Here is a 12,881-nt window from a genome sequence, read left to right as displayed (position 1 = left end):
TAGGGTGCGCATTTATGCGCGCCTGGGACATTGGTCGCCATGAATGGCGACCCTACGAAACGTTATTTATGACGCGCGCGCAGATTATTGATGATGGTGCTCAAATCCAGCTCCTGATCCTGCAGCAGCACCATCAGGTGATAAAGCAGATCCGAAGCTTCATTGGTCAGCTCGTGACGATCGTTAACCGTTGCCGCCAACGCCGTTTCCACGCCTTCTTCCCCCACTTTCTGCGCGATACGCTTGGTGCCGCTGGCGTAGAGCTTCGCGGTGTACGAACTCTCCGGATCAGCGCTTTTGCGCGAAGCCAGCAGCTGCTCGAGCTGATAGAGGAACGTCCAGTCTGGCGCAGCCGGTGAGAAGCAGCTGGAAGTGCCGAGATGGCAGGTTGGGCCAATCGGATTGGCCAGCACCAGCAGCGTGTCGTTGTCGCAGTCCGGCGTAATGCTCGCCACTTGCAGGAAGTGGCCCGAGGTTTCGCCTTTGGTCCATAAACGGTTTTTGGTGCGAGAGAAGAAGGTGACGTTGCCCTCGCTGAGGGTTTTTTGCAGCGCTTCTTCATTCATATAACCGTGCATCAGCACTTCGCCGGAAACGTTGTGCTGGACGATAACGGGCATCATGCCCGCGGTTTTGACCCAATCCAGCCTGGCCAGTTGTTCTGCAGTTAACACGCGCGAATCTCCACACCGTTGTCGATCAGGAAGTTTTTCAACTCGCCGATATTGATAATTTGTTTGTGAAACACCGAAGCTGCCAGCGCACCATCGACGTTCGCCTGCTCAAAGGCTTCAAGGAAGTGCGGCATGGTGCCTGCGCCGCCGGAGGCGATCAGCGGCACTTTGCAGACATCGCGCACTTTCTTCAGCTGCACCAGGTCGTAGCCGTTACGCACGCCATCCTGGTTCATCATGTTGAGGACGATTTCGCCTGCGCCCAGCTTCTGCACTTCCTGTACCCAATCCAGAGTTTCCCACGTGGTCACTTTGGTGCGCGCTTCGTCGCCGGTGTACTGATTGACGTGATATTTGCCGCTCACTTCGTCAAACCAGGTATCGATGCCCACTACGATGCACTGCACGCCAAAGCGATCGGCCAGGCGCGTAATCAGCGTCGGATCGGCTAATGCCGGCGAGTTGATGGAAATCTTGTCGGCACCAAACTGCAGAATGCGCGCCGCGTCTTCTTCGCTCTTAATGCCGCCCGCCACGCAGAAAGGAATATCGATCACTTCCGCTACGCGCGACACCCAGCTTTTGTCCACGACGCGGCCATCCGATGAGGCGGTGATATCGTAGAACACCAGCTCGTCCGCACCTTCCTGCGCATAACGCTGCGCCAGCGGCACGATGTCGCCGATGATTTCGTGGTTGCGGAACTGAACGCCTTTCACCACTTGTCCGTCACGCACATCGAGACAAGGAATTATCCGTTTTGCCAGCATGCGATTGCCTCCGCCACCGTGAATTTATCTTCCAGTAACGCGCGACCAACGATCACGCCCTGTGCGCCGCTGCCGCGTAACGCCGCGATGTCATCCAGCGAACCGATGCCGCCTGAAGACTGAAAAGCGATGTCCGGGAAGGCCGCAGACACTTCTTTATACAGCGCGACGTTGGATCCGCTCAGCGTACCGTCGCGCGAAATGTCAGTGCACAACACATGCTTAAGGCCAACCGGCTGATACCAGCCAATCACCTCTTCCAGCGTCACGCCCGCCGCTTCCTGCCAGCCGCTGATCGCCACCTCTTTGCGGTTGTTGGCATCAATGCGCACATCTAATGCCAGCACGATGGCGTCAGCGCCAAACTCGTTAAACCAGCTTTTGACTTCTTCCGGTTGCTTCACCGCGGTGGAACCGACCACCACGCGCGTGGCACCAGCTGCCAGCAGCGCCGCCACATCATCGCGATGGCGGATGCCGCCGCCGACCTGCACCGGCACGGTCACGCCGCGCAGTAAGGTGGTGAGCAGGGGAATCTGACGTTTGGCCGGATCTTTCGCGCCGGTCAAATCCACCAGATGCAGCACTTCTGCACCCTGGCGTTGGTAATCCTGTAAACGCGGCAGCGGATCGCTGCCGTAATCGCGCTGCTGGCCGTAATCGCCCTGATGCAGGCGCACCACTTTGCCGTCGATTAAATCTAATGCGGGGATAATCATCACATCTCCAGGAAATTTTTCAGCAGCTGCGCGCCGGCTTTGCCCGAACGCTCCGGGTGGAACTGCACGCCGAAGAAGTTATCTTTCTGCAGGGCAGCAGTGAACGGATAACCGTAATCGCACTGGGCGATGGTGGCGGCATTCACCGGCATGGCGTAGCTGTGCACGAAGTAGAAGTAGCTGCCATCGGGAATGTCGCGGAACAGATGATGGCCCGCTTTAGCGGTGATCTGGTTCCAGCCCATGTGCGGCAGCGGTAAATCCTGCGTGTCCATCAGCGTGACGGGCTCATCAACCAGGCCGAGCGTGGTGACGCCGCCGTTCTCATCGCTACCGCGACCGAGCAGCTGCATGCCGAGGCAAATACCGAGCACCGGCTGAGTACAGGCTTTGATTAAGTCGATGAGATCGCGCTCCTGCAGCTGGTTCATCGCCGCCTGCGCGGTGCCCACGCCGGGCAGCAGCAGCTTGTCGGCATGCAGCACCACATCCGGGTCGCGGCTCACCTGCGGCGTGTAGCCGAGGCGCTCAATCGCCCACTTCACCGACGACAGGTTGGCGCAGCCGGTATCGAGGATCACCACGTTCATCACAGCACTCCTTTCGAGCTCGGCAAGGTGTTGCCTTCCACGCGAATCGCCTGGCGCAGCGTGCGGCCAAAGGCTTTGAACAGGCTTTCCACACGATGGTGATCGTTACGGCCTTTGGTTTTCAGGTGCAGCGTGCTCATCATCGCGTAGGAGAGGGAGCTGAAGAAGTGCTCGACCATCTCGGTGCTGAGATCGCCGACGCGCTGGTAGCTGAACTCGGCTTTGAATTCGATGTGCGGACGGCCGGAGATATCCAGCGCGCAGCGCGCCAGGCACTCATCCATTGGCAGCACAAAGCCGAAACGGCCGATGCCACGTTTGTCGCCCAGCGCTTTCAGCAGCGCTTCGCCGAGCGCCAGACCGGTATCTTCCACGGTGTGGTGATCGTCGATGTAGAGATCGCCTTTCACATCAATGTTCATGCGGAAGCCGCCGTGCACCGCAATCTGGTCCAGCATGTGATCGAAGAAGCCGACGCCGGTGTTAATTTTGCTGCCGCCTTCACGATCCAGCCACACTTCGACTTTAATCTGCGTCTCTTTGGTGTTGCGTTGCACCAGCGCGTAACGATCGCGTTTGGTCAGGCGCGCCTGAATCGCATCCCAATCTTCGCCTTCCGCGCCGTAACGCAGGCCCTGAATGCCCATGTTCTGCGCCAGCTGAATATCGGTCAGACGATCGCCAATCACGTAGCTGTTGGCGGTATCGAGCGCACCGGCGGCCAGCCAGGCTTCCACCATTTTGGTCTTCGGCTTGCGGCAATCGCAGTTATCTTCCGGCATATGCGGGCAGATCAGGATGTCGCTGAAATTCACGCCTTGTGAGCGGAGAATCTGCATCATCAGGTTGTGCGGGCCGTCAAAATCGGCCTGCGGGAAGCTGTCGGTGCCGAGGCCATCCTGATTGGTGATCATCACCAGCTGATAGCCCGCTGCCTGCAACGCCAGCAGCGCCGGAATGGCATTCTTCTCAAACGCCAGCTTCTCCATGCGATCCACCTGATAATCGGTGGGTGGCTCAGAAATGATGGTGCCGTCGCGGTCGATAAAAAGGATCTTCTGACTCATGCTTGCTCCACTGATAAGGCTTGCAGCGCGGCGATCAGGCGCTCGCACTCTTCACGGGTGCCGATGGAGATGCGCAGGCATCCCGCAAGGCCGGGGTTTTTGTTTTGGTCGCGCAGAATAATGCCTTGATCCCACAGCGTTTTAAACACTTTTGGCGAATCAGTGAAGCGCGCCAGAATATAGTTGGTTTCACTCGGGAACACCTGCTGCACCACGCTTATCTGCGGCAACTGCTCAAACAGCCAGGCACGATTGGCGTTCAGTTCAGCAACGTGCTGACGCATCAGCGCAATGCCTTGCTCGCTCAGCGCTTGTCCAGCCACATCCGCTACCGGCGTCGCCAGCGGATAGGGCGCAATCACCTTCATCAGCAGATCGATCACCGGCTTGTTCGCGAGGGTGAAGCCGCAGCGCAAACCGGCCAGCGCAAAGGCTTTAGACAGCGTGCGCAGAATCACTAAGTGCGGATATTCCTGCAGCCAGCCCGCCAGCGTCGCGTCCGGGCAGAACTCGATATAGGCTTCATCGGCCACCACCAGCGCTTTACCGGCGGTCATCGCCAGCAATTCGCGGATGTCATCCTGATTGATCAGGTTGCCGGTCGGATTGTTCGGGCTGCACATATAGACGACTTTCACGCCGTCGAGCTGGTCAGCAATCGCCGGCAAGTTCAGCTGCCAGTCATCAAGTGCCGCTACGGTGCGGTATTCAATGCCGATGGTTTCGGCGCTGACGCTATACATGCCGTAGGTTGGCGGGCAGAACAGAATCGCATCTTTGCCCGGCTCACAAAACGCGCGCATCAGCAGTTCGATACCTTCATCCGCACCGCGGCTGACCAGAACCTGCTCCGGCGTCAAACCGGCGTAAGCGGCATAGCGCTCAATGACAATCTTTGGCTGGCATTCCGGATAGCGGTTCAGCGTCTGCTGCGACAGCTCAAACGGCACCGGCAGCGGGAATTCGTTGGCATTCAGCCACACATCACCGTTACCACCCAGACGACGCGCCGATTGATACGGCGTCAACGCTCGCACGTTGGCGCGCGCTAACTCTTCAATATTCAGGCTCATGCTTGCTCCTTTAGCGCGGCAACACGCAGGGTAACGGCATTTTTGTGGGCTTCCAGCTGCTCGGCGGCGGCCAGCGTTTCAATCGTCGCGGCAAGATTGAGGAAGCCTTGCGGCGTCAGCTCTTGCACCGTCATACGTTTCTGGAAATCGGCCAGGCCAAGGCTGGAACAGGTCGCGGTGTAGCCGTAGGTCGGCAGCACGTGGTTAGTGCCGGACGCGTAATCGCCGGCCGATTCCGGGGACCAGTCGCCAAGGAATACCGAACCGGCGCTGGTGATGCTTTCGACCAGATCGCGCGGCTGGCGCGTCTGAATGATCAAGTGCTCCGGGCCGTACAGGTTGGAGATCTCAACGCACTGCTCCAAATCGCGCAGCACAATCAGGCGGCTGCTCGCTAACGCCTGACGCGCGGTAGCCGCACGCGGCAGCAGCGCCAGTTGCTCTTCAACCGCTTGCGCCACGCCTTCGGCCAGTTGCAGCGATGGCGTCAGCAGAATCACCTGCGAATCCGGGCCGTGTTCCGCCTGCGACAGCAAATCAGATGCCACGAACCCGGGCGTGGCGCCTTCATCGGCGATCACCAGCACTTCCGATGGACCGGCCGGCATATCAATTGCCGCGCCATCTAAACGCTGGCTGACCTGACGTTTGGCTTCGGTGACATACGCGTTGCCTGGGCCAAAAATCTTGTCCACTTTCGGCACGGTTTCGGTGCCGAAGGCGAGGGCGGCGATGGCTTGTGAACCGCCCACCTGAAACACCTCTTTCACGCCACACAGCTGGGCGGCGTAAAGAATTTCATCGGCAATCGGCGGCGGCGAGCACAGCACCACGCGACCGCAACCGGCGATGCGTGCCGGTGTCGCCAACATCAATACGGTTGAGAACAGCGGGGCGGAACCGCCAGGAATGTACAAACCCACCGATTTGACCGGACGGGTAATCTGCTGGCAGCGCACGCCAGGCTGAGTTTCCACATCCACTTCCGCCAGAATCTGCGCGTTGTGGAAGGTCTCGATATTAGCCACGGCCACGGCCATCGCCTGCTTCAGCGTGTCACTCAGACGATCGCTGGCCGCTTGCATCTCTTCAGCGCTGACGCGCAGGTTATCCACCTGCGCTTTATCGAAGCGCGCGCTAAATTCACGCAGCGCCGTATCGCCGCTCTCTTTCACATTAACTAACACGTCGCGCACGATCTGGCTGATAGTTTCTGAAGCCGAAATCGCCGGACGCATCAGCAGCGCTTGCTGCTGCTCTGCGCTGCATTGCTGCCAATCAATGGGTGTCATCAGCGTGCTCATGGTATTACTCCAACATTTTTTCAATTGGCAGCACGAGGATCGAGCTGGCACCCAGCGACTTCAGCTTTTCCATGGTTTCCCAGAACAGCGTTTCGCTGCTCACCATGTGCATCGCCACGCGGCTCACATCGCCGGCCAGCGGCAGCACGGTTGGACGCTCAGCGCCCGGCAGCAGCGCAATCACTTCATCCAGACGCTCGCTTGGCGCGTGCAGCATGATGTACTTGGATTCACGCGCTTTAATTACGCCCTGAATACGCGTCATCATTTTGTCGACCAGCTCTTGCTTAGCGGGCGGCAGTTCGCCATCGCGCTGAATCAGCACCGCTTTAGAGCGGTAGATCACTTCCACTTCGCGCAGGCCGTTCGCTTCCAGCGTGGCACCGGTTGAAACCAGGTCACAAATCGCATCGGCCAAACCCGCGCGTGGTGCGACTTCAACCGATCCGTTCAGCAGGCAGGATTTAAAGGCGACGCCTTGTTTATCGAGGTATTTCTTCAGCAGGTGTGGATAAGAGGTGGCGATGCGGGCGTTATTCAGGCATTGCGGGCCGGTGTACTCTTCATCAACCGGCATTGCCAGCGACAGGCGACAACCGCCGAAATCCAGACGACGCAGCGTGAAGTAACGCGGATCTTCGCCCTGAGCACGACGGTTCAACAGCTCCTCTTCCAGCACGTTTTCACCGACGATACCGAGATCGACCACGCCATCCATTACCAGGCCAGGGATATCGTCATCGCGCACACGCAGGATGTCGATCGGCATGTTCTCCGCAAACGCAATCAGACGCTGCTGCTGAAGGTTAATTTTGATACCGCAGCGTGCCAGCAGTTCGCGTGATTCATCACTTAAACGGCCAGATTTCTGCATAGCTATGCGAATACGGGTGTTATCTAACATGGTTCCTGTCCTCTTATTCAATCCTGTCTGAACGTGTTGGTTGGCGTTCGCCCATAAAAAAACCCCCGGAAGATGATCTTCCGGGGGCTCTCTTTGCGTTCGCACCACTGGAAGATCCTAATCGTCTCCCAGCACACATCGCCTGAAAGACTAGTCAGGGTGATGGTGATGATGGTGGTTGAACTGAACGCGTGTCATAGTAAATTCCGTTGCTGAATGAGTATTCATTTGCGTGCTGAATAACCTAACGAAGATGGTGACAATTGGCAACCCTTTTTTAACCGTCAATTTCCGGAATCTCCCGAAACAGTTTACGCTGGTTTGGCACATCTACCCGCACTAAGATGAAGTGTGAGCCCATAGCAGGAGTCGATATGAAAAAGGTCGCGATTGTAGGTCTGGGATGGCTGGGTATGCCGCTGGCGATGGCGCTAACGGCACGCGGCTGGCAGGTCACTGGCGGTAAAACCTCGCCGGATGGCGTGGATGCCGCACGCCGCTGTGGCATCGAAGCCTTCCAGCTGGTGCTAACGCCTGAGCTGGAGTGTGAAGCCGAAGAGTTGGATACGCTGATGGCGGTGGATGCGCTGGTGGTGACGTTACCTGCCAGCCGCACGGTAAAAGGCGGTGAAGATTACATGCAGGCGGTGCAGAACGTGGTGGATACCGCGCTGGCGAAGAAAGTGCCGCGCATTATTTTCACCAGCTCAACGTCAGTGTACGGCAGCGGTGAGGGCGTAATGAAAGAGAGCAGTCCGCTGCAGCCGGAAACCGTCGCCGGCAAGACGTTGGTAGAGCTGGAGAACTGGCTGCACGATTTGCCCGGCACCAGCGTGGACATTGTGCGCCTCGCAGGATTAGTGGGGCCGAATCGTCATCCAGGTCGTTTCCTTGCCGGTAAAACCGGGCTGGAAAACGGCGGTCATGCGGTCAATCTGGTGCATCTCGATGATGTGGTCGATGCGATTGTGCTGTTGCTGCAAACCCCGAAAGGCGGGCATGTTTACAATTTATGTGCCTCGAAACATCCGTCGCGCGACAGTTTCTATCCTAGCGTTTCGAAGCAGTTGGGGCTTGAGCCACCGACGTTTGTCGCTGAGCCAGTGCGTTCAAACGGCAAAGTGATTGATGGCTCGAAGATCGCGAGTGAGCTGGGGTTTGAGTATACGTATGATGACCCGATGAAAATGCCGCTGGAGTGATTTCCCCTCACCCTAACCCTCTCCCGCAGGCGGGCGAGGGAATCTTTTGCTCCCTCTCCCGTGGGAGAGGGCCGGGGTGAGGGCATCAGCGCGCAGCAGATTAAACCCCAAACCGATCCCTTAACGCATACCACGCCGCTCCCATTGCAGTGAGCGGCACCTTAAACCTTCTCCCACCTGGAAACGGCAGATGCGGCAATTTTGCGAACGCATCAAATCTCTCGGCGTGCCCACGCAGCACTTCAGCAATCAACTTTCCTGAAAGATGGGTACAGGTCACGCCATGTCCGCTGTCGCCCTGCATAAAGAACGCATTCTTCTCCACCTGCCCAAACTGCGGCATGCGCGATAGCGTGAGCAGGAAATTTCCGCTCCAGCGGTGGCTGATTTTGATGTCACGCAGCTGCGGAAAAGTGCGCAGCAACTTAGGGCGAATCAGCGCTTCGATGTCATCCGGCTCGCGCGCACCATAAACTACGCCGCCGCCGTAGAGCAGGCGGTTATCGGCGGTGAGGCGGAAGTAGTCGAGCAGATAATTACAATCTTCAACGCAGTAATTGTTCGGCAGCAAACCCAAAGCCTGATCGCGCGTTAAAGGTTCGGTGGTGACGATCTGCGAGCCGCACGGCATGCTTTTGCCCGTCAGGCGCGGTTCAAGCTGTGACGGCAAGTAAGCGTTACCGGCAAAAATCACGAAGGTGGCGCTGACTTCGCCCTTAGCGGTTTTTATGCGATGCGGTGCGCCGTATTTCACTTCAATCGCCGCCGACTGCTCATAAATGCGCCCGCCGTGACGGCGAATCGCTTCGGCTTCGCCCAATGCGAGATTAAGCGGATGCAGATGCCCGCCGCGCTTATCGAGTAAGCCACCGACGTAGCGATCGGTCGCCACTTCGCGCCGAATGCCGCGTTCGTCGAGCAGCTCCAAATCGTGATTGCCATAGCGTGCCCAAAGGGCTTTTTGGCTGCGCAGATGGCCCATTTGCCGCTGATTCAGTGCGGCGAAAATGCCGCCGGGACGATAGTCGCAGGCGATAGCGTAACGGTCGATGCGGTCGCGAATAATCTCCGCGCCTTCAAACATCATGCTGCCAAGCATTTGTGCGGTCTGTTTGCCGTAGCGCTGCTCAATCACATCCACGTCGCGGCTGTAGGAGTTGACGACCTGGCCGCCGTTGCGGCCGCTGGCGCCAAAGCCGATTTTCGCCGCTTCAAGCAGCACCACGTCGTAACCGGCTTCGGTGAGAAACAGCGCGGATGAAAGTCCGGTAAAACCGCCGCCAATGATGCAGACATCGCACTGCACCGACTCTTGCAGCGCCGGCCACGGCTCATGGGCGTTGGCGGTAGCGGCGTAATAACTTCCCACATGTTGCATTAAATCCTCCTTAAGCGCGAAATCTTAGAAATTGGCGGGCGTATGCGCGCTAACAATGCGACACGGCTGATCTGAGGTATTGGTAAAACTGTGCGGCAAGCCGGTATCAATCACATAGCTTTCACCGCGATAGAGATGGTAACTCTGGCCGTTGACCACCAGCGTGATTTCCCCTTCCAGCACGGTGCCGGTTTCCTCGCCGGGATGGCGTAACTTCTCGCCGGTGCTGGCGCCGGGTTCATAACGCTCCAGCAGCATCGCCAGCGCGCGCCGTGCGGCACCGTTATCGATCAGCATAAGCGATACGCCCAGGCTGCCGATCTCCACGCACTCTTCCGGGCGTACAATCACCCGCGGCGTGGCATTGATTTTGGGTTCGGAGAAAAACTCTGAGAGCGACAGCCCGTAAACTTTTAGCAGCTTCTGTAAGGTGCTGACGGCCGGGCTCACTTTGTCCTGTTCGATAGTGCTAATGGCGCTGTGCGTTAAACCTGATAACTCAGCGACGCGACGCTGAGACAATCCCAACTCCTGCCGGATCTGCGATAAGCGACGTCCGGGTGCCAGAGTGGCATCATTCATGGCTGTTTTTCCTTGTGATAACAGACCGCGGCGTGGATAAAAGCCTCAAACAAACGGCGCGAGACCGGATCGCGATCGGAGTGCCATTCCGGATGCCATTGCACCGCAAGGGCAAAAGGGTGCTTTGGCAGGCTTACGGCTTCAACCAGCCCGTCGGGCGCGCGCGCTTCGATATGCAGCTGCGGACCGGTTTCGCGGATGCCTTGCCCGTGCAGCGAGTTGACCGCAAAAGGTTCGGCGCTGCCGAGCAGTTGGCTCAGCATGCCATCCACTTCTGGCTGCACGGTATGTGCCGGCGCGTATTGCTCATCCAGCGATAACGCGTCGTTTTCGCGATGCTCCTGAAACAGATGTGTCATATGCAGCTGGCGATGCAGCGCACCGCCATTAGCGACCACCAGCTCCTGCAAACCGCGACAGATACCGAACATCGGCATCTTTTTACCGATCGCATGGGTGATGAGCCCAAAGGCGAGGCGATCGCGCGCCGGATCGGCATGCGCCTCTTTACCGTCCGCGCCGTAATGCCAGGGTTCAATGTTGCTGGGGCTGCCGGTCAGCAAAATGCCATCCAGCACGGTCATACTGTTTTCTAATAGATGAGGTGCTTGCATCAGTTGATGCGGCAAGGGCAGCGGCACGCCACCGGCAAGCATGATAGCGTCGAGATATTTGTTATGAATCGTTTGCCCTGCGTGGCTGCCGATAAAATTCTGGCACATCACTACGCCAATCAAGGGCTTGTCAAAAATAATGCCCATAACGTCTCCGCGTTGCTGTTCAATATTTTCGCCGGAAATGCGCGGCTGGCCTTAAAAGTGTGCAATATTTTGTCAATCTAGCAACCGATCGTTCATTCCTCAAACAGAATTGTTACATTTGCACACTTTTTGCGTTAGCGCTATGTTAGTGGAGTGGCTGTTATTTTGAGCATTGCGCGCACCAATATTAAACGGTAAAGGGCGGGTGGGATCATGACGAACCTCGTAGAAGTAGAAGACTTCACGCGACACAGTGAAGAGAAACGAACAAGCGCGTTCCAGCTGGAGGTCAAAACCTGGCTGGAACGCCATCCTGAAACGCAGTATGTCGATATTCTTCTTAATGATTTAAATGGGGTATTTCGCGGTAAACGCATTCCCATCTCCGCATTGGCAAAACTGGAAAAAGGGTGTTACTTCCCGGCCTCGGTTTTCGCTATGGATATTCTCGGTAACACCGTCGAAGACGCCGGACTGGGTCAGTCACTGGGCGAACCCGACCACCTCTGCATGCCGGTGCCCGGCACCTTAATTCCTTCTGCCGCCGATCCCACGCACATCGCTCAGCTGTTGCTGACCATGTGTAACCAAGATGGCACTCCCTTTGACGTTGAACCCCGTAATGTTCTCAATCGGCTGTGGCAACAGCTGCGTAATCGAGGATTGTTCCCGGTGGTAGCGGTAGAGCTGGAGTTCTATCTGGTGGATAAAAAGCGTGATGCGGAGGGCTTCATTCAGCCGCCGTGTTCGCCGGGCAGTGACGAACGCAATATGCAGAGCCAGGTGTATTCAGTGGATAATCTCGATCACTTCGCTGACGTACTGCGGGACATCGACCATCTGGCCAAGCTGCAAGGCATTCCCGCCGATGGCGCGCTGGCGGAAGCCTCGCCCGGCCAGTTCGAAATCAACCTGCATCACACACGTGACGTGTTGAAAGCCTGCGATCACGCTATCCAGCTGAAACGGCTGGTGCGTCAGGTGGCGGAAAATCACGGCATGACCGCCACTTTCATGGCCAAGCCTTATGAAGAGTACGCAGGCAGCGGCATGCATGTGCATATCAGCATGCTGGATGCCGCCGATCACAACGCCTTTGCGCTCGATGATGGCAGCGATTCACCGCTGATGAAACGCGCGCTGGCGGGCATGATCGATTTAATGCCGGCTTCAATGGCGCTGCTGGCGCCGAACGTGAACGCTTATCGCCGCTTCCTGCCGGAAGCCTATGTACCGCTGCAGGCGTCATGGGGACACAACAACCGCACGGTTGCGCTGCGTGTGCCTTGTGGCGATGCGGATAACCATCGCATCGAGTATCGCGTGGCCGGTGCGGATGCAAATCCCTATCTGGTGGTGTCAACAATTCTTGCCGGTATCTTGCACGGTCTGGATAATCAGCTACCTTTACCGCATGCGGTGCAGGGCAATGGACATGAAGCCGAAGGGCTGGCATTACCGATTCGGCAGAGTGATGCGCTGTATGAATTTGAGAATAGCTATCCGCTGCAAAAGCTGCTGGGCGAGCGTTTCAGCGGGGTGTGGCACAGCTGCAAACAGTATGAACTGATGCAGTTTGAGCGCTTAATCACCTCGACGGAAATCGACTGGATGCTCAAGAATGCCTGAGTGCCGGAAGAATTGATCTAACGTCTTGTGCCGATGGCATAAGTTGGGGCAAAATACGCGCCCTGCAAAATGAGAACTAACCGACGTTAACCGCGTCGGTTATTTTTTTGCATGATGTACTCACTGACATTCACACGAGGCCGGACACGCATCCGGATAGATAGATACTGACAAACACGCTTGTGCGTGAGATTTGAGGAAAACAAAGATGGGACTGTTTAACATTGC

At 57.2% G+C, this 12,881-nt stretch carries 14 protein-coding genes and 1 other annotated feature; of the genes, 2 read left to right on the top strand and 12 right to left on the bottom strand.

Annotated elements, in window-relative coordinates:
* Positions 1-62: 62 nt before the first annotated feature.
* The 9 genes from hisIE to hisL form a co-directional block, all read right to left on the bottom strand.
* Positions 63-674, bottom strand: a complete 612-nt coding sequence (gene hisIE, locus KVT28_RS11755; protein WP_101763386.1) for a bifunctional phosphoribosyl-AMP cyclohydrolase/phosphoribosyl-ATP diphosphatase HisIE — start codon at positions 672-674, stop codon at positions 63-65.
* Entirely contained in the window at positions 668-1,444 is a 777-nt protein-coding gene (gene hisF, locus KVT28_RS11750; protein ID WP_192233420.1) for an imidazole glycerol phosphate synthase subunit HisF, read from the bottom strand. Before hisF ends, hisIE begins: the two co-directional genes overlap by 7 nt.
* Complete coding sequence (hisA, locus tag KVT28_RS11745; protein WP_192411542.1) at positions 1,426-2,163, bottom strand: 1-(5-phosphoribosyl)-5-[(5-phosphoribosylamino)methylideneamino]imidazole-4-carboxamide isomerase; 738 nt, start codon at positions 2,161-2,163, stop codon at positions 1,426-1,428. Before hisA ends, hisF begins: the two co-directional genes overlap by 19 nt.
* Entirely contained in the window at positions 2,163-2,753 is a 591-nt protein-coding gene (hisH, locus tag KVT28_RS11740) for an imidazole glycerol phosphate synthase subunit HisH (RefSeq protein WP_101763389.1), read from the bottom strand. The genes hisA and hisH overlap by 1 nt, the downstream gene beginning before the upstream one ends.
* Positions 2,753-3,820 (bottom strand): bifunctional histidinol-phosphatase/imidazoleglycerol-phosphate dehydratase HisB, encoded by a 1,068-nt coding sequence (gene hisB / locus KVT28_RS11735; RefSeq protein ID WP_137386098.1) that lies wholly within the window; start codon positions 3,818-3,820, stop codon positions 2,753-2,755. Before hisB ends, hisH begins: the two co-directional genes overlap by 1 nt.
* Entirely contained in the window at positions 3,817-4,893 is a 1,077-nt protein-coding gene (gene hisC, locus KVT28_RS11730) for a histidinol-phosphate transaminase (RefSeq protein WP_192411543.1), read from the bottom strand. The genes hisB and hisC overlap by 4 nt, the downstream gene beginning before the upstream one ends.
* Positions 4,890-6,197, bottom strand: a complete 1,308-nt coding sequence (gene hisD / locus KVT28_RS11725) for a histidinol dehydrogenase (protein ID WP_217548604.1) — start codon at positions 6,195-6,197, stop codon at positions 4,890-4,892. The genes hisC and hisD overlap by 4 nt, the downstream gene beginning before the upstream one ends.
* Before the next feature lie 4 nt (positions 6,198-6,201).
* Positions 6,202-7,101, bottom strand: a complete 900-nt coding sequence (hisG, locus tag KVT28_RS11720) for an ATP phosphoribosyltransferase (RefSeq protein ID WP_210081861.1) — start codon at positions 7,099-7,101, stop codon at positions 6,202-6,204.
* A 53-nt stretch (positions 7,102-7,154) separates the two neighbouring features.
* Positions 7,155-7,276 (bottom strand) — a sequence feature (His leader region).
* On the bottom strand, positions 7,252-7,299 hold the full coding sequence (hisL, locus tag KVT28_RS11715) for a his operon leader peptide (RefSeq protein ID WP_100396937.1): 48 nt from the start codon (positions 7,297-7,299) through the stop codon (positions 7,252-7,254). It overlaps the preceding feature by 25 nt.
* A gap of 176 nt (positions 7,300-7,475) precedes the next feature.
* Between hisL and KVT28_RS11710 the strand changes: the two genes are divergently transcribed.
* Positions 7,476-8,303: an SDR family oxidoreductase gene (locus KVT28_RS11710; protein ID WP_217548602.1), complete on the top strand. Its 828-nt coding sequence runs from the start codon at positions 7,476-7,478 to the stop codon at positions 8,301-8,303.
* Between the two features lie 100 nt (positions 8,304-8,403).
* On the opposite strand, the gene KVT28_RS11705 is transcribed toward KVT28_RS11710, so the two are convergent.
* From KVT28_RS11705 to puuD, 3 genes are read right to left on the bottom strand one after another with little or no spacing between them, the layout of a single operon-like run.
* The gene (locus KVT28_RS11705) at positions 8,404-9,681 is read right to left on the bottom strand and encodes an FAD-binding oxidoreductase (protein ID WP_101763397.1); all 1,278 of its coding nucleotides are present in this window, start codon (positions 9,679-9,681) and stop codon (positions 8,404-8,406) included.
* A 24-nt stretch (positions 9,682-9,705) separates the two neighbouring features.
* Positions 9,706-10,263 carry an HTH-type transcriptional regulator PuuR gene (puuR, locus tag KVT28_RS11700; protein ID WP_008104818.1) on the bottom strand — a complete coding sequence of 186 codons (558 nt, stop codon included), beginning with the start codon at positions 10,261-10,263 and terminating at the stop codon, positions 9,706-9,708.
* Complete coding sequence (gene puuD / locus KVT28_RS11695) at positions 10,260-11,024, bottom strand: gamma-glutamyl-gamma-aminobutyrate hydrolase (RefSeq protein ID WP_217548600.1); 765 nt, start codon at positions 11,022-11,024, stop codon at positions 10,260-10,262. The genes puuR and puuD overlap by 4 nt, the downstream gene beginning before the upstream one ends.
* Before the next feature lie 210 nt (positions 11,025-11,234).
* On the opposite strand from puuD, the gene KVT28_RS11690 reads away from it, so the two are divergent.
* On the top strand, positions 11,235-12,653 hold the full coding sequence (locus tag KVT28_RS11690; protein WP_192234497.1) for a glutamine synthetase family protein: 1,419 nt from the start codon (positions 11,235-11,237) through the stop codon (positions 12,651-12,653).
* Positions 12,654-12,881: the final 228 nt, after the last annotated feature.

Origin of the sequence: Pantoea sp. GbtcB22, assembly GCF_019091025.1 — a bacterium.
Lineage (GTDB): Bacteria > Pseudomonadota > Gammaproteobacteria > Enterobacterales > Enterobacteriaceae > Pantoea > Pantoea leporis.
Note: the sequence above shows the minus strand (reverse complement) of the source record. Positions and strands in the feature narration are given on the sequence as shown.

Bases quoted from the DNA above. Each gene is read 5' to 3' on its own strand.
- hisF (WP_192233420.1), bottom strand. From the start codon at position 1,444: ATGCTGGCAAAACGGATAATTCCTTGTCTCGATGTGCGTGACGGACAA.
- hisA (WP_192411542.1), bottom strand. From the start codon at position 2,163: ATGATTATCCCCGCATTAGATTTAATCGACGGCAAAGTGGTGCGCCTG.
- hisH (WP_101763389.1), bottom strand. From the start codon at position 2,753: ATGAACGTGGTGATCCTCGATACCGGCTGCGCCAACCTGTCGTCGGTG.
- hisB (WP_137386098.1), bottom strand. From the start codon at position 3,820: ATGAGTCAGAAGATCCTTTTTATCGACCGCGACGGCACCATCATTTCT.
- hisC (WP_192411543.1), bottom strand. From the start codon at position 4,893: ATGAGCCTGAATATTGAAGAGTTAGCGCGCGCCAACGTGCGAGCGTTG.
- hisD (WP_217548604.1), bottom strand. From the start codon at position 6,197: ATGAGCACGCTGATGACACCCATTGATTGGCAGCAATGCAGCGCAGAG.
- hisG (WP_210081861.1), bottom strand. From the start codon at position 7,101: ATGTTAGATAACACCCGTATTCGCATAGCTATGCAGAAATCTGGCCGT.
- KVT28_RS11710 (WP_217548602.1), top strand. From the start codon at position 7,476: ATGAAAAAGGTCGCGATTGTAGGTCTGGGATGGCTGGGTATGCCGCTG.
- KVT28_RS11705 (WP_101763397.1), bottom strand. From the start codon at position 9,681: ATGCAACATGTGGGAAGTTATTACGCCGCTACCGCCAACGCCCATGAG.
- puuR (WP_008104818.1), bottom strand. From the start codon at position 10,263: ATGAATGATGCCACTCTGGCACCCGGACGTCGCTTATCGCAGATCCGG.
- puuD (WP_217548600.1), bottom strand. From the start codon at position 11,024: ATGGGCATTATTTTTGACAAGCCCTTGATTGGCGTAGTGATGTGCCAG.